Annotated in this window: 15 protein-coding genes; 14 read left to right on the top strand and 1 reads right to left on the bottom strand. The window is 62.6% G+C overall.

Translation table 11 applies throughout. The annotated features are described in order from the left end of the window. Positions 1 to 43 precede the first annotated feature (43 nt). The 4 genes from lnt (at position 44) to trmB (ending at position 4,539) form a co-directional block, all read left to right on the top strand. Entirely contained in the window at positions 44 to 1,636 is a 1,593-nt protein-coding gene (lnt, locus tag NKI37_RS28770; RefSeq protein ID WP_352790456.1) for an apolipoprotein N-acyltransferase, read from the top strand. 137 nt (positions 1,637 to 1,773) lie between these two features. Next, positions 1,774 to 2,193 carry a helix-turn-helix domain-containing protein gene (locus NKI37_RS28775; RefSeq protein WP_023669550.1) on the top strand — a complete coding sequence of 140 codons (420 nt, stop codon included), beginning with the start codon at positions 1,774 to 1,776 and terminating at the stop codon, positions 2,191 to 2,193. 222 nt (positions 2,194 to 2,415) lie between these two features. Continuing rightward, complete coding sequence (gene metK / locus NKI37_RS28780) at positions 2,416 to 3,681, top strand: methionine adenosyltransferase (RefSeq protein WP_023669551.1); 1,266 nt, start codon at positions 2,416 to 2,418, stop codon at positions 3,679 to 3,681. Between the two features lie 156 nt (positions 3,682 to 3,837). Further along, positions 3,838 to 4,539: a tRNA (guanine(46)-N(7))-methyltransferase TrmB gene (trmB, locus tag NKI37_RS28785; protein WP_352790458.1), complete on the top strand. Its 702-nt coding sequence runs from the start codon at positions 3,838 to 3,840 to the stop codon at positions 4,537 to 4,539. A 42-nt stretch (positions 4,540 to 4,581) separates the two neighbouring features. Here trmB and NKI37_RS28790 read toward each other — a convergent pair whose 3' ends face one another. Beyond that, positions 4,582 to 4,746: a hypothetical protein gene (locus tag NKI37_RS28790; RefSeq protein WP_023831942.1), complete on the bottom strand. Its 165-nt coding sequence runs from the start codon at positions 4,744 to 4,746 to the stop codon at positions 4,582 to 4,584. A gap of 335 nt (positions 4,747 to 5,081) precedes the next feature. On the opposite strand from NKI37_RS28790, the gene rimP reads away from it, so the two are divergent. From rimP to NKI37_RS28840, 10 genes are all read left to right on the top strand, one after another. Beyond that, positions 5,082 to 5,726: a ribosome maturation factor RimP gene (rimP, locus tag NKI37_RS28795; RefSeq protein ID WP_023669554.1), complete on the top strand. Its 645-nt coding sequence runs from the start codon at positions 5,082 to 5,084 to the stop codon at positions 5,724 to 5,726. Positions 5,727 to 5,773: 47 nt separating this feature from the next. Further along, positions 5,774 to 7,369, top strand: coding sequence for a transcription termination factor NusA (gene nusA / locus NKI37_RS28800; protein ID WP_023669555.1), 1,596 nt, complete (start codon positions 5,774 to 5,776; stop codon positions 7,367 to 7,369). Between the two features lie 38 nt (positions 7,370 to 7,407). Then, positions 7,408 to 8,058: an RNA-binding protein gene (locus tag NKI37_RS28805; protein ID WP_352790461.1), complete on the top strand. Its 651-nt coding sequence runs from the start codon at positions 7,408 to 7,410 to the stop codon at positions 8,056 to 8,058. After that, the gene (gene infB, locus NKI37_RS28810) at positions 8,055 to 10,619 is read left to right on the top strand and encodes a translation initiation factor IF-2 (RefSeq protein ID WP_023669557.1); all 2,565 of its coding nucleotides are present in this window, start codon (positions 8,055 to 8,057) and stop codon (positions 10,617 to 10,619) included. Before NKI37_RS28805 ends, infB begins: the two co-directional genes overlap by 4 nt. A gap of 161 nt (positions 10,620 to 10,780) precedes the next feature. Then, a complete protein-coding gene (gene rbfA, locus NKI37_RS28815) occupies positions 10,781 to 11,200 on the top strand; it encodes a 30S ribosome-binding factor RbfA (RefSeq protein ID WP_352790463.1) in 420 nt (139 codons plus the stop codon). Beyond that, the gene (gene truB, locus NKI37_RS28820; protein ID WP_352790465.1) at positions 11,200 to 12,171 is read left to right on the top strand and encodes a tRNA pseudouridine(55) synthase TruB; all 972 of its coding nucleotides are present in this window, start codon (positions 11,200 to 11,202) and stop codon (positions 12,169 to 12,171) included. The genes rbfA and truB overlap by 1 nt, the downstream gene beginning before the upstream one ends. Positions 12,172 to 12,215: 44 nt before the next feature. Beyond that, positions 12,216 to 13,310, top strand: coding sequence for a magnesium/cobalt transporter CorA (gene corA / locus NKI37_RS28825; protein WP_023688739.1), 1,095 nt, complete (start codon positions 12,216 to 12,218; stop codon positions 13,308 to 13,310). 95 nt (positions 13,311 to 13,405) lie between these two features. After that, positions 13,406 to 13,780: a 30S ribosomal protein S15 gene (rpsO, locus tag NKI37_RS28830; RefSeq protein ID WP_280790898.1), complete on the top strand. Its 375-nt coding sequence runs from the start codon at positions 13,406 to 13,408 to the stop codon at positions 13,778 to 13,780. Between the two features lie 278 nt (positions 13,781 to 14,058). Further along, a complete protein-coding gene (gene pnp, locus NKI37_RS28835; protein WP_023682005.1) occupies positions 14,059 to 16,206 on the top strand; it encodes a polyribonucleotide nucleotidyltransferase in 2,148 nt (715 codons plus the stop codon). 85 nt (positions 16,207 to 16,291) lie between these two features. Then, complete coding sequence (locus tag NKI37_RS28840) at positions 16,292 to 17,305, top strand: class I SAM-dependent methyltransferase (protein WP_352521652.1); 1,014 nt, start codon at positions 16,292 to 16,294, stop codon at positions 17,303 to 17,305.

Raw genomic sequence — 17,305 nt, forward strand, 5'->3', positions numbered from 1 at the left:
TGATAAATCTTGGCTCTTGATTCGCGCGACCTGGGAAGTCTGTATGGAGCGCCTTGCCGGCCGGATAATTCTGCTTTGGGGCTGGCGGCGCGCGCTGGTGGCGTTTCTTGCCGGGGCGCTGGCGGTGCTCGCCCAAGCGCCATACGATTTCTTCGCCGTCTGTTTCGTCTCGTTTCCACTGCTGGTCTGGCTGCTCGACGGCGCCACCGGCGAGGCTTCCGACGGCTGGCTCAGGCGCCTGCGGCCGGCCTTTGCCATTGGCTGGTGGTTCGGCTTCGGCTATTTCCTCGCCGGCCTGTGGTGGATCGGTGAGGCGCTTCTGGTCGAGGCCGACAGTTTCGCCTGGGCCTTACCCTTCGCGGTCGTCGGCATTCCTTTGGCGCTGGCATTTTTCTACGGCTTCGCCACCGTCGTCGCGCGGCTGTTATGGACCAACGACATTGGCCGCATTGCCGCCCTTGCCTTTGCTTTTGGCCTGACGGAATGGCTGCGCGGCTTCCTGTTCACCGGCTTTCCCTGGAATGCCGTCGGTTATGCGGCGATGCCCGTGCCGCTGTTGATGCAAAGCGTGTCGGTGACCGGCATGGTCGGCATGAACGCGCTGGCGGTCTTTGTCTTCGCCATGCCGGCCTTGCTTGCAGCACGCCGGCATGTCCGTCTCGGTGTGGTCCTGCTTGCCATTCTCGTCGCCGCCCATGCCGGCTTCGGCTATGTCAGGATCGCGACCCCCGACAAGCCGACAACCCGCACTCTCGATGTCCGTATCGTGCAACCGGATGTCGACCTCAGCGAAAAATGGGACGCCTCGGTGCGCGACCGCATCTTCGCCACGATGATGGGCCTGTCGGCCGCAGCGCCCGATCCCGGTCATGACAAACCGCAACTTATCCTGTGGCCGGAGACCTCGGTACCGTTCCTGTTCACCGAGCGTCCGGACGCGCTGACCGCGCTCGGCGACATGCTGCAGCCTGGTCAGATGCTGATTGCCGGCGTCGTGCGCGAGGAGCGCGGATCGGGGGCGGATGCCGACAGCCGCTACTACAATTCGGTGGTGGCGATCGATGACAAGGGCGAAATCGCTGATGCCGTCGACAAGGTCCATCTGGTGCCGTTCGGCGAGTATCTGCCGTTTTCCGGTCTGCTCAGCCGCTTCGGCATCGGACAACTCGTCGCCGGGCCGATGAATTTCGCCGCCGGCAACGAACGCCATCCGATCGCTTTGCCCGGCGGCATCAGCGCCTTGCCGTTTATTTGCTACGAGGTGATCTTTCCTGATCTTGTGGCTGTTGACGCAACGTCATCCCAGCTTATTGTGAACGTCACCAACGACGCATGGTTCGGCGACACGCCCGGGCCGTACCAGCATTTCAGGCAGGCTCAGATTCGCGCGGTGGAAAACGGATTGCCGCTGTTGCGCGCCGCCAACAACGGCATTTCCGCCGTTGTCGATACGCGGGGACGCATCGTCGACGCATTGGCGGTCGATGCACGTGGCGCCATCGACGTGCGGGTGCCGATCTCCGGCCAAGCCTTCATCTCCGCCGCGGGGCGGCGCATTAACGGAATGCTGATCATGTTGGTGTTTGCCGCAATCGCCCTCAGCTTGAACGTAAGGCAACGGCTACGGGTGAATTGACAGTCGACACATTAGAAACTCATACTGTTACCGCCTAATTTTCTCGAAGTCGGTTGGTGTTTCTGTTGGGGCAGTTGGCTCCGGCTTCGTTTGGGCGAGAAAAATAGAAAAGGCCGGAAAAATTCGGCGAGGAAAAAATGACAGAAGAAAACAAGAAGAAACCGAATCCGATCGACATCCATGTCGGAAGTCGCGTCCGCCTTCGGCGCAATATGCTTGGAATGAGCCAGGAAAAGCTTGGTGAAAATCTCGGTATTACGTTTCAGCAGATCCAAAAATATGAAAAAGGAACGAACCGCGTCGGCGCCAGCCGTCTGCAGGCAATAGCCTCGATACTCAGCGTGCCTGTCGCCTTCTTTTTCGAGGATGCGCCAGGGCAGGAGCCGGTGGGTAATAGAGGATTTGCCGAGGACACTTCGATGGCTTTCGCCGTCGAATTCTGCGGCAGTCCGGAAGGGCTTCAGCTCAACCGCGCGTTCGTCAAGATCGCGGATGTGAAGGTGCGCCGCCGGATTATCGACCTTGTGAAGTCCCTTTCTGCCGAAGATGCCGAGTGATTCGGTGGGTCGATTGACCCATTGGCCCCAGTAATCCCCTGGGCCCGAGTAGCCCAGAGGCTCGACTGCCGGCGGCGCCAAGCCGCCGGTGGTACAAGATATATTGCTGCGGCACTCATGCCAGAACCGCGGCACCGCTTGACGAGCGGCGCCCGGCACCGTTAACACGTGGCGCGCCAAAATCGGCAGCCCTGCCGATCGTTTTTTCAAGAGGGGACACCCGTGACGCGGCAGAACTACTTCTTCACCTCGGAATCCGTGGCCGAGGGTCATCCCGATAAAGTCTGTGACCGCATCTCGGACGAGATCGTCGATCTGGTCTATCGCGAGGCCAAGAAGACCGGCATGGACCCATGGAAAGTCCGCGTCGCCTGCGAGACGCTCGCAACCACCAACCGCGTCGTCATCGCCGGCGAAGTAAGGGTTCCCGATACTCTGCTGAAGCGGGACAAAGCCGGCAACATCCTCAAGGACGCCGCCGGGCATTCGGTCGTCAACCCGGCCAAGTTCAAGTCGGTCGCCCGCAAGGCGATCCGCGAAATCGGCTACGAGCAGGCCGGCTTCCACTGGAAGACGGCAAAGATCGAGGTTCTGCTGCACGGCCAGTCGCCCGACATCGGCCAGGGCGTCGACAACGCCGCCGACCGCCAGGGCGAAGAGGGTGCCGGCGACCAGGGCATCATGTTCGGCTATGCCTGCCGCGAGACCCCGGACCTGATGCCGGCGCCGATCTATTACAGCCACAAGATTCTCGAACTGCTCGCCGCTGCCCGTCACGAAAACAACGGCGAAGCCGGCAAGCTCGGACCCGACGCCAAGAGCCAGGTCACCGTTCGCTATGTCGATGGCAAAGCCGCCGAAGCGACGCAGATCGTGCTGTCGACGCAGCATCTCGACGCGACCTGGGATTCCAAGAAGGTCCGCAAGGTCGTTGAGCCTTACATCCGTGAGGCGCTCGGCGACCTCAAGATCGCCGACGATTGCATGTGGTACATCAACCCGACGGGCAAGTTCGTCATCGGTGGACCGGACGGCGACGCCGGCCTGACCGGCCGCAAGATCATCGTCGACACCTACGGTGGTGCTGCCCCGCACGGCGGCGGCGCCTTCTCCGGCAAGGACACCACCAAGGTCGACCGCTCCGCCGCCTATGCGGCGCGCTATCTCGCCAAAAATGTAGTGGCGGCCAAGCTCGCCGACCGCTGCACCATCCAGCTGTCCTACGCCATCGGCGTTGCCCAGCCGCTGTCGGTCTATGTCGACCTGCACGGCACCGGCAAGGTCGACGAGGCCAAGCTCGAGGAAGCGCTGCGCACGGTGATGGATTTGTCGCCATCCGGCATCCGCAGGCATCTCGACCTCAACAAGCCGATCTACGCAAAGACCTCGTCCTACGGCCATTTCGGCCGCAAGGCCGGCCGAGACGGGTCCTTCTCCTGGGAAAAGACCGATCTGGCCAAGGCGCTCAAGGACGCGATCGCTGCTTAGGCATGATTCCAAAAAGTGGTACCGGTTTTTTGGAAAAGATCATGCTCCAACAAAGGATTGGATTGAGATGAGATTTCAGCCAAATCTCATCTCAATCCCAAATCTCATCTCAATCCCAAATCTCATCTCAATCTAAGCGCGGCGCGCGACCAGGCCATGGATCCACAGGACAGGCGGAGCCGCGCGACCGAAGGGTTCTTCGGCCGCCGGCACGGCAAGACCATTCGCCCGCAGCAGGCCGCGGCGCTGGAAAGCGGTCTTGGGGCGTATGGCCTCGACCTCTCCGTCCAGGCACCGGCAGAATTGCGCGCGCTATTCTCAGCGGATGTTTCAACGGTTCGGCTGGAAATCGGCTTCGGCGGCGGTGAGCATCTGCTGTACCGTGCCACGGAGGCACCGGCGACCGGCTTCATCGGTGCCGAGCCGTTCGTCAACGGCATGGCCAAGCTGATGATGGCGGTGCGGGAAAAGCCGCTTGCCAATCTTCGCGTCCATGACGACGACGCCACGCGCCTGCTCGATTGGCTGCCGCAGGCGTCGCTCGACGGCATCGATCTGCTCTATCCCGATCCCTGGCCGAAGAAAAAGCACTGGAAGCGGCGCTTTGTCAGCCCGCTCAACCTCGATCGGTTCGCGCGCGTGCTGAAGCCGGGCGGAAGCTTCCGCTTCGCCTCCGACATCGACACCTATGTGAACTGGACCTTGTTGCACTGCCGGGCGCATGGTGCGCTCCTATGGCAAGCGGAGGACGCGGCCGACTGGCACCGGCCCTATGAGAGCTGGCCGGGCACACGCTACGAGGCAAAAGCCATTCGCGAGGGCCGACGGCCGGCCTATCTCACCTTCATCAGAAAATAGTTCGATGCGGGAAAGTGTCCCGCATCGACAGCCGGTCTGGCTTCAGAAACGGCCGATCTTGCCGAAAGCGGTCGGGTCCATGCCGAGCCGGCGCAGATCGTTGGCGCGCGGCTTGCGGCCGGCTTCGACGGCCCGCGAGGCGGCAACGGCGCTGCCGAACAGGGCAAAGGCCTCGCCTATGGCGGAAAACACGGTACGGTTGCTCATTGTCTTGACCTTTCGCGCGCCAACGCGCGCTCATCTTTGATTTGTGCAGTGCAGCATAGATAGCGATGTGACATCCGGGATCACAGGGCCGTTACCGCATAGCCGGCATGCGCCCCGCGCAATCCTGCCAGCCGTCGCCGGCTGCACTCTGCCCGGCCCGTCAACAGACTTGAAACACTGGCCGGGATCGTCTATATCAGCCTCAAATTCTTGGTCGGTATGACGAAGAGTGGGTCCACCCGGTCCCGCTCTTTTTTATTACCTGCCGGTCAGCCATCAGCAAAGAGATGGTTCGGGACGACGATCATCCTGATCCAGAGAACGACAGGAACCGCATGACTGCAACGGCAAGCGAAGCCGACGACCGCATCATCCGCGAAAGCGGTATCGATGCGCGCATCGCGCTGATCGTTCAGCCGGTGTTGCGAGGCATTGGCTTCCGTCTCGTGCGGGTGCATCTGTCGGGCCAGAACGGCCTGACGCTGCAGATCATGGCCGAACGCGAAGACGGCACCATGACCGTCGAGGATTGCGAAGAGGTCAGCCGCGCTGTGTCGCCGGCGCTCGACGTCGATGACCCGATCGAGAAGGCCTATCATCTCGAAGTGTCGTCGCCGGGCATCGACCGGCCGCTGGTACGCAAGTCGGATTTCGTCACCTGGACCGGCCATCTTGTGAAGATGGAAACCTCGGTGCCGGTCGCCGACCGCAAGCGCTTCAAGGGCAAGATCGCCGAAGCCGGCGAAGACGACATGCTGCTCGAGCGCGACAAGGCCGCCTACGGCGAAGAGCCGACGGTTCGCATTCCTTATGACGCGATCGCCGATGTGCGGTTGATCCTCACCGACGACCTTATTCGCGATGCCCTTTCGAAGGACAACCGGGAACGCAAGGAAGCCAAGAAACGCCGCGGCGAAGCTGATGATGCACCCGAAGGTGCTGAAGGCGGCGCGGAAGACGAAATCGAACAGGAACTATGATGAGCGGCCGGGCCTAAAAGCTCGGCAACAAGCTCGGGAGAAATAAGATGGTTGTAAGCGCCAACAGACTTGAACTGCTGCAGATCGCCGACGCGGTGGCGCGTGAAAAGTCGATCGACAAGTCGATCGTCATTGCCGCCATGGCTGATGCGATCCAGAAGGCCGCGCGCTCGCGCTACGGCCAGGAAACCAACATCCGCGCCGACATCAACGCCAACACCGGCGAGATGAAGCTGCAGCGGCTGATGGAAGTGGTCGAGAAGGTCGACGACTACGCCACCCAGATCGCCATTTCCTCGGCCCGCGAGCGCAATCCGGACGCCCAGCTTGGCGACTTCATCGCCGAACAGCTGCCGCCAATGGATTTCGGCCGCATCGCCGCCCAGTCAGCCAAGCAGGTCATCGTGCAGAAAGTGCGCGAGGCCGAGCGCGACCGCCAGTATGACGAATACAAGGACCGCATCGGCGAGATCGTCAACGGCACCGTCAAGCGCGTCGAATATGGCAACGTCATCGTCGATCTCGGCCGTGGCGAGGCGATTATCCGCCGCGACGAGCTGATCCCGCGTGAAAACTACAAGTACGGCGACCGCGTCCGCGCCTATGTCTACGACGTGCGCCGCGAACAGCGCGGCCCGCAGATATTCCTGTCGCGCACCCATCCGCAGTTCATGGCCAAGCTCTTCACCATGGAAGTGCCGGAAATCTATGACGGCATCATCGAGATCAAGTCGGTCGCCCGCGACCCAGGCTCGCGCGCCAAGATCGCCGTCATTTCGCGTGACTCGTCGATCGATCCGGTCGGCGCCTGCGTCGGTATGCGCGGCAGCCGCGTCCAGGCGGTGGTCGGCGAATTGCAGGGCGAAAAGATCGACATCATTCCGTGGTCGCCTTCGGCCGCCTCCTTCATCGTCAACGCCCTGCAGCCGGCGGAAGTCGCCAAGGTCGTGCTCGACGAGGATGCCGAGCGCATTGAAGTGGTGGTTCCCGACGACCAGCTGTCGCTGGCCATCGGCCGTCGCGGCCAGAACGTGCGTCTTGCCTCGCAGCTCACCGGCTGGGACATCGACATTCTGACCGAGGCCGAGGAGTCCGAGCGCCGCCAGAAGGAATTCGTCGAGCGTTCGTCGCTGTTCATGGAAGCCCTAGATGTCGACGAGATGGTCGGCCAGGTGTTGGCCTCCGAAGGCTTCACCAGCGTCGAGGAAGTTGCCTATGTCGATTCGGGCGAGATCGCCTCGATCGACGGTTTCGACGAAGACACCGCTTCGGAAATCCAGACCCGCGCCCGCGAATATCTGGAGAAGATCGAAGCCGAGCATGACGATAAGCGCAAGGCGCTGGGCGTCACCGACGAACTGCGCGAGATCCCTGGCGTCACCACCGCCATGATGGTGACGCTCGGCGAGGATGGCGTGAAGACGATCGAGGATTTCGCCGGCTATGCCGCCGACGATCTCACTGGCTGGAAGGAACGCAAGGACGGCGAGACCAAGGTATTCCCAGGTGTGCTCGCCAATCACGGCGTGTCGCGCGCTGACGCCGAGCAGATGGTTCTGGCAGCCCGCCTCAAGGCCGGCTGGATCACAGAAGACGAGCTTGCAGCCGAACAGGTCCCGGCTGACGAAGCCGTTGGTGCGTGAGGTGAAACCGCATCGCACACAACCCGCCCCAGGACGAGATGAACGATCGCACCTGCATCGTCACGCGCAAGCAAGCCGAGCCGGATGAGCTGATCCGTTTCGTCGTCGGCCCGGATTCGGCCGTCGTTCCTGACCTGAAGAGAAATCTGCCCGGCCGTGGTTGTTGGGTGAGCGCCGACCGCCTACATATCGACAAGGCGGCGGCGAAGAACCTGTTTGCCCGCGCCTTCAAGGCGCAGGTCGTCGTGCCGCCCGATCTCGGCGGCATGGTCGACGGACTGCTTGCACGATCCGCTTTGGGTATGCTTGGCCTTGCCCGCAAGGCTGGCTCGATCGCACTCGGCGCAACCAAGGTCGAGAGCGCGGTGCGCTCGGGGTTGGCGCTTTTCGTGCTCCACGCGACCGAGGCATCCGACGATGGCGTGCGCAAGATCAGTCAGGCGCGGCGGGCAACTGTCTACCTCGGCGGGCCTGCAGTCCTTGCCTACAAACTTTTCTCCGAGGCCGAGTTGAGCTTGGCATTGGGGGGTACAAATGTGATACATGCTGCCGTTCTCGCGGGAGACGCGGGCAAGGCGGTTGAGAGGCGCATGGTTGCGCTCGACCGATATCGGGGCGGAACCCCCGACGATCTGGCAATGCTTGCGGCCGTTGCTGACGAAGATGATGCTGCAGAGGATATGGAATGAGCGATACGAAATCGGGCGACGACAAGACGTTGAGTGTTACACCGAAGAAGACCTTGACGCTGAAGCGCCCCGGTACCGAGCAGAGCGTCGTGCGCCAGAATTTCTCGCATGGCCGCACCAAGCAGGTCCAGGTCGAGATCAAGAAGCGCAAATTCTCCATGCCCGGCGACAAGCCGGAGCCGGTGGCTGCACCCGTATTTACGCCCAAGCCCGCGGTTGTGGCAGCCCCCGTCGTGCAGGAAGCGCCCAAGGCGCCGCCTCCGCCACCGCCGGCCGAACGCGGCGGCATGGTGCTGAACGAACTGTCGCGCAATGAAATGGAAGCGCGCCGCAGGGCGCTCGAAGGCTCCAAGGTTCGCGACGTCGAGGACCGCCAACGCGCCATCGAAGAGGCCAAGCGCCGCAATGAGGATGAGGAACGCCGCAAGCGCGAGCGCGAGGAATCCGCGCGCCGTCAGGCCGAGGAAGAAGCCCGCCTGCAGACCGAGGCCGAGTCCCGCCGCCGGGCCGAGGAAGAAGCGCGCCGCCGCGCGCCGCAGGCTGCCGAGCTTGTGGCATCGGACGACGAGGAAGAGGTCAAGCCGAAGCGCACCGCCGCCGGTGCCCCGGTACGCCGTCCGGTTACGCCCGAAGTGGCGCGCCCGGCCAAGCCGACCAAGGCCGAGGAAGACCGTCGTCGCGGCAAGCTGACCCTCAACACGGCTCTTTCCGACGAGGACGCGCGCGCCCGCTCGCTGTCGTCGATGCGTCGCCGCCAGGAAAAATTCAAGCGCGCGATGCATAATGAGCCGCGCGAGAAGGTTATGCGCGAAGTGATCCTACCTGAAACCATCACCATCCAGGAACTGGCGCAGCGCATGTCCGAGCGCGCTGTCGATGTGGTCAAGTACTTCATGAAGCAGGGCCAGATCCTGAAGCCGGGCGACATCATCGACGCCGACACGGCCGAGCTGGTCGCCACAGAATTCGGCCACACGGTCCGCCGCGTCGCCGAGTCCGACATCGAGGAAGGCCTGTTCAACATTGCCGACAATGCCGAGGACCTGGTGTCGCGGCCGCCTGTCGTGACCATCATGGGCCATGTCGACCACGGCAAGACCTCGCTGCTCGACGCCATCCGCAATGCCAATGTCGTCTCCGGCGAAGCCGGCGGCATCACCCAGCATATCGGCGCCTACCAGGTCGAGAAGAACGGTCAGAAGATCACCTTCATCGACACGCCCGGTCACGCCGCCTTCACGGCGATGCGCGCCCGCGGCGCTCAGGCGACCGACATCGCTATCCTGGTGGTGGCGGCCGACGACAGCGTCATGCCGCAGACCATCGAATCGATCAGCCATGCCAAGGCGGCCGGCGTTCCGATCATCGTGGCGATCAACAAGATCGACAAGCATGATGCCGATCCGCAGAAGGTGCGGTCGGAACTGCTGCGCCATGAGGTGTTCGTCGAATCGATGGGCGGTGAAGTGCTGGACGTCGAAGTGTCGGCGACCAAGGGCACCAACCTCGACAAGCTATTGGAAGCGATCCTGCTGCAGGCCGAAATCCTCGACCTCAAGGCCAATCCGGACCGTACCGCCGAGGGCGTGGTCATCGAAGCCCAGCTGGACAAGGGCCGTGGCCCCGTCGCCACCGTACTGGTGCAGACCGGCACTTTGATGCCGGGCGACATCCTCGTCGCCGGCAACGAATGGGGCCGGGTGCGCGCGCTGGTCAATGACCGTGGCGAGCAGATCAAGGAGGCGCCGCCGGCTATGCCGGTCGAGGTGCTCGGCCTGCAGGGCACGCCGCAGGCCGGCGACCGCTTCGCTGTCGTCAACAACGAGGCCCGCGCCCGCGAGATCACCGAATATCGCCAGCGTCTGGCGCGCGAGAAGGCAGTGGCTCGCCATGCCGGCCAGCGCGGCTCGCTCGAACAGATGATGTCGCAGCTGCAGACGAGCGGGTTGAAGGAATTCCCGCTGGTCATCAAGGGCGACGTGCAGGGTTCGATCGAGGCGATCAACGCCGCTCTCGACAAGCTTGGCACCGACGAGGTGCGTGCGCGCATCGTTCATGCCGGCGCCGGCGCCATCACCGAAAGCGACGTGTCGCTGGCGGAGACCTCGGGGGCCGCGATCATCGGCTTCAACGTCCGTGCCAACGTGCAGGCACGTGCGGCCGCGGCGGCCGCGGGCATCGAAATTCGCTACTACTCGATTATCTACAACCTCGTCGACGATGTGAAGGCAGCACTTTCCGGCCTGCTGTCGCCGGAACGCCGCGAGACCTTCATCGGCAATGCCGAGATCCTCGAGATCTTTGACATCACCAAGGTCGGCAAGATCGCCGGCTGCCGTGTCACCGAAGGCAAGGTCGAGCGTGGAGCGGGCGTGCGCCTGATCCGCGACAACGTCGTCATCCACGAAGGCACGCTGAAGACCCTCAAGCGCTTCAAGGATGAAGTCGCGGAAGTTCCGGGCGGCCAGGAGTGCGGCATGGCCTTCCAGAACTACGAGGACATGCGCGTCGGCGACATCATCGAGTGCTTCCGCGTCGAGATGGTGACCCGGACGCTCTGAGTTCGTATACCGTCGATACGACCGGGCGGTGGTCGAAAGACCGCCGCCCTAACTTTAATGCCTGTCGCCCAAAAGTGCGGGATAAACGACATGCATAGAACAAATATGAGACATGGCGGCACGGTCCCATCCCGCGCCTCACGCTTTCCGGATTGAGAAAAATGCCCCGTCCAACCGCCTCCAGCCCATCCCAGCGCATGCTTCGCGTCGCCGAACAGGTGCGCCATGCGTTGTCGGAAACCTTGCAGCGCGGCGAGATTATCGACCCGCTGATCGAGAACACCGTGGTTTCGGTCTCGGAAGTGCGCATGTCCACTGATCTGAGGGTCGCAACGGCCTTCGTTTCGCCGCTCGGCGCCAAGGACACGGGTGCGGTCATCGACGCGCTCAACAGGCATGCGAAGTTCGTCCGTGGCCGCGTCTCCGGCGCGCTCCGCCAGATGAAGTTCATGCCGGAGTTCCGCTTCAAGCTCGATACGTCCTTCGACAATTTCGCCAGGATCAACGATTTGCTGAAATCGCCCGAAGTCGCGCGAGACTTGGGTGCCGATGGCGAAGACAACGACAAGGACGAGAAATAGTGGGGCGCCGCGGTAAGAAGAAGGGACGGCCGATCTCCGGCTGGGTGGTGCTGGACAAGCCGGTTGGCATGGGTTCGACCGAAGCCGTCTCCAAGATCAAATGGCTTTTCCAGGCAGAAAAGGCCGGCCATGCCGGCACGCTCGACCCGCTGGCCTCTGGCATGCTGCCGATCGCGCTCGGCGAGGCAACCAAGACCGTGCCTTATGTGCAGGACGGCGCCAAAATCTACCGGTTCACCGTCGCCTGGGGCGAGGAGCGTTCGACCGACGATCTCGAAGGCCCGGTGACGCAAAGTTCCGACCGCCGTCCGGCGCAAGAAGATGTCAGGGCGCTGCTGCCGAACTACACCGGCGTCATCATGCAGACACCGCCGCAATTCTCGGCCATCAAGATATCAGGCGAACGCGCCTACGATCTCGCCCGTGGGGGCGAGGCGGTCGACATCCCCGCGCGCGAGATCGAGATCGGCCGTCTGGACATCGTCGAGCACGCTGCCGGCCACACCTTGTTCGAGGTCGAATGCGGCAAAGGCACCTATGTTCGCTCGCTGGCCCGCGACATGGGCCGCGACCTCGGCTGCTTCGGCCACATCGCCGAATTGCGCCGGGTCGAGGTCGAGCCGTTCACCCAGGAGGATTTCGTCACCCTCGCCGAACTGGAAGTCGCCCGTTTCGGCGAACAGCGCGAAGCTGACGGAGAGGGCGACGCCGATGTTGCCGATGCGCCGATCGACTTCGGCGCCATCGATGCGCTGCTTGTCGACACGGCTGCCGCGCTCGACTGCCTGCCCCAGATCGCCATCAGCGACGAAGCGGCGACCAAGATCCGCCTTGGCAATCCCGTCATCATCCGCGGCCGCGACGCGCCCGTGGAAGCCGAGGAAGCCTGCGCCACCGCGCGCGGCAAGCTTGTCGCCATCGGCGCCATCGAGCAAGGCATGTTCAAGCCGAAGCGGGTCTTTGTCGGCTGACCACTCTCGTCTAGTCTTACGTCGACGTCACATCCGAGGGGCACATGGCAAAGGCTGAGGCGGTGAAGAAGCGGGCGCCGGTGACAACGCGCCGGCCGCCGGTTGGCGCCTCGCCCGGCACGCTGATCGCCGATCCGGCGGCGCGACGGTCCGAGCTGCGGCTGACGCTGATTTCGCCTGAAAAATTCAAGACCATCAACGATGCCAGCATCGACGATCTCAACACCCATTGCGACAACTGGCCGGTCGTCTGGTTGGACTGCACCGGTCTCGCCAACATCCAGCTGATCGAGGAGATCGGCCGGATCTTCAACCTGCATCCACTGGCTCTGGAAGATGTCGTCAACACCGGCCAGCGGCCGAAGGTCGACTTCTTCGAGGACCACGCCTTCGTCGTCATGCGCATGATCGACGACGTCAAGGTGCATCGCTATGAGCAGATCGCGGTGTTCTTCGGCAAGAAATTCGTCGTCACCTTCCAGGAGCGCGAAGGCGATCCGTTCGACCCCGTGCGCAAGCGCATCGCCGCAGCGTTGCCCAACCGCTTGCGGATGCGCGGCGCCGACTATCTGGCCTATGCGCTCATCGATTCCATCGTCGACAGCTATTTCCCGCCGATTGAGGCCGCTAGCGAGGAGGTCGATGGCATCGAGGACGAGATGCTCAACACGCCTCACAAGCATCAGATGCGCCAGCTGCACGAATTGCGGCGCGACGCCAATGTGCTCAAGGGCGTGCTGTGGCCGATGCGCGACACGCTGGCGACGCTGATCCGCAACGACGTGCCCTATGTGAAGCCGGAGACGAAAATCTTCTTCAACGACACGCTCGACCACGCATTGCGGCTGATCGAGCTGGTCGAGAACCAGCGTGATATGCTGACCGGCTTGATCGAAATGCATTTGTCGCTGAGCCAGGCGCGCACCAACGATGTGATCTCTTATCTCACCATCGTCTCGGTGATTTTCATGCCGCTAACCTTCCTGGTCGGTATCTGGGGGATGAATTTCGATCCCGAGAGCTCGCCGTGGAACATGCCGGAACTGAAAGCCTACTATGGCTACCCGGCTTCGCTGCTGTTCATGCTGGCCGTTGCTGTCGGGCTGATCGTCTTCTTCAAAAGCAAGAAGTGGCTGTAAGCTTCAGGTGTCAGGGGGATCCTGGATTCCTGAGCAAAGGGCTGCGAGGAGCCGGCTTTATGAATGGGCTGGTGTTTTCCAGGAAATTGCCTTATATGCGCCGCAGCATCGCGCCATGTCGCTTTGCTTGCACCGGCCCCTGCTGGACGACATCCCGGCTGAGGGCGACCCGTTTCCTCAAACAGATAAGGAAAAACACGATGTCGATTACTGCCGAGCGCAAACAGGAATTGATGGGTGAATTCGCAACCGCCAAGGGCGATACCGGGTCTCCGGAAGTCCAGGTGGCCATCCTTTCCGAGCGCATCAAGAACCTGACCGACCACTTCAAGGACCACAAGAAGGATAACCATTCCCGCCGTGGTCTGCTCGCTCTCGTCTCCCAGCGCCGCAGCCTGCTTGATTATCTCAAGCGCAAGGATGACGCGCGCTATCAGACGTTGATCGAGAAGCTCGGTCTGCGCCGTTGACGAATTGACCGGCGGGCTTTCGAAGGAGAGCCCGCCGGTCGCGCATTCTGCCAGTCGCATCGATTGGCCAGACCCGGTTTCGAGCGTGCAGAGGCCACTCGAAACCGCCCATGGACGGTCATGGGGCAGGATTGCAGGACGCTCGTGCGCTAACCAGCGCCGAAATTTACCCGAGCTTCCCGTTGTCTTGCCCGTGGCTGCCCGAGAAAGGAAGCCAGGGAAAGGGCATCCGCGCACCGTGAAACGGCGCGGCCCTTTCCGCTTATTAAGGACAAGATATGTTCAACTACCACAAAGTGGAAATCGAATGGGGCGGCCGTCCGCTCATCCTGGAAACCGGCAAGATCGCACGTCAGGCTGACGGCGCGGTGCTTGCGACCTACGGCGAAACCAAGGTTCTCGCCACCGTCGTTTCGATGAAGGAGCCGAAGCCAGGCCTCGATTTCTTCCCGCTGACCGTCAACTACCAGGAAAAGACCTACGCCGCCGGCAAGATCCCCGGCGGCTACTTCAAGCGCGAGGGACGTCCGAGCGAAAAGGAAACGCTGGTTTCCCGCCTGATCGACCGCCCGATCCGCCCGCTCTTCGCCGATGGCTACAAGAACGACACCCAGATCGTCGTCACCGTGGTCCAGCATGACCTCGAGAACGATCCCGATATCCTGTCGATCGTCGCCACCTCGGCCGCTTTGACGCTGTCGGGCGTTCCCTTCATGGGCCCGATCGGCGGCGCCCGAGTCGGCTACATCAACGGCGAATACGTGCTCAACCCGCATGTCGATGAGATGCAGGAATCCAGGCTCGACCTCATTGTCGCCGGCACCGCCGACGCCGTGCTGATGGTCGAGTCCGAAGCCAAGGAACTCGGCGAAGAGCTGATGCTCGGCGCCGTCATGTTCGGCCACAGGGGCTTCCAGCCGGTGATCGACGCCATTATCAAGCTGGCCGAAGTTGCCGCCAAGGAGCCGCGCGATTTCACGGCGCCGGACTACTCCGCGCTTGAAGCCGAAATGCTGAAGATCGTCGGCGACGAGCTCAGCAATGCCTACAAGAACGTCGACAAGCAGAAGCGCTACGCTGCCGTCGACGCCGTCAAGGCGAAGGTCAAGGCTGCGTTTGCCCCGGCTGAAGGCGAAGACGCCAAGTACACCTCCGAGCAGATCGGTTCGGTGTTCAAGGAACTCCAGGCCAAGGTCGTGCGCTGGAACATCCTCGACACCGGTTCGCGCATCGATGGCCGTGACCTCAAGACTGTCCGCAAGATCGTCTCGGAAGTCGGCGTCCTGCCGCGCACGCACGGTTCGGCGCTGTTCACCCGCGGCGAGACCCAGGCGCTGGTCGTTGCCACGCTGGGCACCGGCGAGGACGAGCAGTATGTCGATTCGCTGACCGGCATGTACAAGGAGAAGTTCCTCCTTCACTACAACTTCCCTCCCTACTCCGTCGGTGAGACCGGCCGCATGGGTTCGCCGGGCCGCCGCGAAATCGGCCACGGCAAGCTCGCCTGGCGCGCCATCCGTCCGATGCTGCCGAGCGCTGACCAGTTCCCCTATACGTTGCGCGTCGTCTCGGAGATCACCGAGTCCAACGGTTCGTCGTCGATGGCCACCGTCTGCGGCACATCGCTGGCGCTGATGGATGCCGGCGTTCCGCTGGCCAAGCCGGTTGCTGGTATCGCGATGGGCCTGATCAAGGAAGGCGAGCGCTTCGCGGTTCTGTCCGACATCCTGGGTGACGAAGATCACCTCGGCGACATGGACTTCAAGGTCGCCGGTACCGAAGGCGGCATCACCTCGCTGCAGATGGACATCAAGATCGAGGGCATCACCGAGGAGATCATGAAGATCGCGCTGGACCAGGCCAAGGATGGCCGCCAGCATATCCTCAGCGAGATGGCGCATGCTCTGACCGGCGCCCGCCCCGAACTCGGTGAGTTCGCACCGCGCATCGAGGTCATGCACATCCCGACCGACAAGATCCGCGACGTGATCGGCTCCGGCGGCAAGGTTATCCGCGAGATCGTCGAGAAGACCGGCGCCAAGATCAACATCGAGGACGACGGCACGGTCAAGATCGCTTCGTCGAACGCCAAGGAGATCGAGGCGGCCAAGAAGTGGATCCATACCATCGTCGCGGAGCCGGAAGTCGGCGAAATCTACGAAGGCACGGTCGTCAAGACCGCCGACTTCGGCGCTTTCGTCAACTTCTTCGGTCCGCGTGACGGCCTCGTCCACATCTCGCAGCTTGCCAACGACCGGGTCGCCAAGACCTCGGACGTCGTCAAGGAAGGCGACAAGGTCTGGGTCAAGCTGATGGGCTTCGACGAGCGCGGCAAGGTCCGCCTGTCGATGAAGGTCGTCGACCAGGCCACCGGCAAGGAAATCGCCCGCGACAAGAAGGCCGAAGGCGAAGAAAACGCCGCCTGAGTGGTCTGACAATAGAGTTGAACGGGCGCGGCTTATGTCGCGCCCGTTTTCGTTTAAGACCCGTCTACGACATGAGAATCGAAGAATGGCCGCTGAGCCGCTGAAGACACTGTTTCACCCCTTCGAGGCCGGGGCGCTCCCTCTGCCGCAAAAGGGCGAGCGTGTGCTGTTCCTGGGCGCCGAGCCTGGGTTTCGCCTGCCGGAAGGCTTCGAGGCAGAGCTCCATCTTGCACAGGGTTTCCGGCCGTATCTCCGAGCGCTGGAGCGTGCCGGCCACAAGGTAACGCCGCGCGCGGAAGGCGATGCATTCGATGCAGCGCTCGTGCTTGCCGGCCGCCATCGTGGGCTAAACGAGATGCGTATTGCCGAGGCGATCGAACGCATCACGCCGGGCGGTCTGATCATTGTCGCCGGCGGCAAGGACGAAGGCATCGCCAGCCTGCGCAAGCGCATCGACGAGCTTGTTCCGATCGAAGGGCATCTGCCGAAATATCACGGCATCGCCTTCTGGCTTCGCCGTCCGGTCGATCTGGCGCCTGCGGAAAAACTGCGCGTCGCCAATCCCGCCTTGGTCGTAGAGGACCGCTTCCGCACCGCGCCGGGCATGTTCTCCTTCGACCGCATCGACGCCGGCTCGAAACTTCTGGTCGACAACCTGCCCAAAGACCTGCGCGGCAACATTGCTGATTTCTGCGCCGGCTGGGGCTATGTCGCCGCCGAGGTCGCGGCACGTTCATCCGGCATAACGGGGCTCGACCTTTACGAAGCGGATTTCGACGCGCTTGAGGCGGCCAAGGGCAATATCGGCCAGACAGGCTTCGAGCCCGGCTTCTTCTGGACCGATCTGCTGAGCGAGCCGGTCGAGCGGCGCTATGATGCCATCGTCATGAACCCGCCCTTCCATCGCAGCCGGGCGGCCGAGCCGGAAATCGGCGCCGGCATGATCCAGGCGGCGGGCAAGGCGCTGAAACCGGGCGGGCGGCTGTTCATAGTGGCGAACCGTCAGCTGCCTTACGAACCGGTTCTGAAGGCCGTCTTCTCCAGCCATGCCGAGCTCGCCCGCGACGGCATGTTCAAGGTTTTCTCCGCGCGCCGATAG

Source organism: Mesorhizobium sp. M0626 (assembly GCF_040320665.1).
Lineage (GTDB): Bacteria > Pseudomonadota > Alphaproteobacteria > Rhizobiales > Rhizobiaceae > Mesorhizobium.

Coding starts and splice junctions, on each gene's coding strand:
- lnt (WP_352790456.1), top strand. CDS start 44: ATGGAGCGCCTTGCCGGCCGGATAATTCTGCTTTGGGGCTGGCGGCGC.
- NKI37_RS28775 (WP_023669550.1), top strand. CDS start 1,774: ATGACAGAAGAAAACAAGAAGAAACCGAATCCGATCGACATCCATGTC.
- trmB (WP_352790458.1), top strand. CDS start 3,838: ATGGATCCACAGGACAGGCGGAGCCGCGCGACCGAAGGGTTCTTCGGC.
- NKI37_RS28790 (WP_023831942.1), bottom strand. CDS start 4,746: ATGAGCAACCGTACCGTGTTTTCCGCCATAGGCGAGGCCTTTGCCCTG.
- rimP (WP_023669554.1), top strand. CDS start 5,082: ATGACTGCAACGGCAAGCGAAGCCGACGACCGCATCATCCGCGAAAGC.
- nusA (WP_023669555.1), top strand. CDS start 5,774: ATGGTTGTAAGCGCCAACAGACTTGAACTGCTGCAGATCGCCGACGCG.
- NKI37_RS28805 (WP_352790461.1), top strand. CDS start 7,408: ATGAACGATCGCACCTGCATCGTCACGCGCAAGCAAGCCGAGCCGGAT.
- infB (WP_023669557.1), top strand. CDS start 8,055: ATGAGCGATACGAAATCGGGCGACGACAAGACGTTGAGTGTTACACCG.
- rbfA (WP_352790463.1), top strand. CDS start 10,781: ATGCCCCGTCCAACCGCCTCCAGCCCATCCCAGCGCATGCTTCGCGTC.
- corA (WP_023688739.1), top strand. CDS start 12,216: ATGGCAAAGGCTGAGGCGGTGAAGAAGCGGGCGCCGGTGACAACGCGC.
- rpsO (WP_280790898.1), top strand. CDS start 13,406: ATGCGCCGCAGCATCGCGCCATGTCGCTTTGCTTGCACCGGCCCCTGC.
- pnp (WP_023682005.1), top strand. CDS start 14,059: ATGTTCAACTACCACAAAGTGGAAATCGAATGGGGCGGCCGTCCGCTC.
- NKI37_RS28840 (WP_352521652.1), top strand. CDS start 16,292: ATGGCCGCTGAGCCGCTGAAGACACTGTTTCACCCCTTCGAGGCCGGG.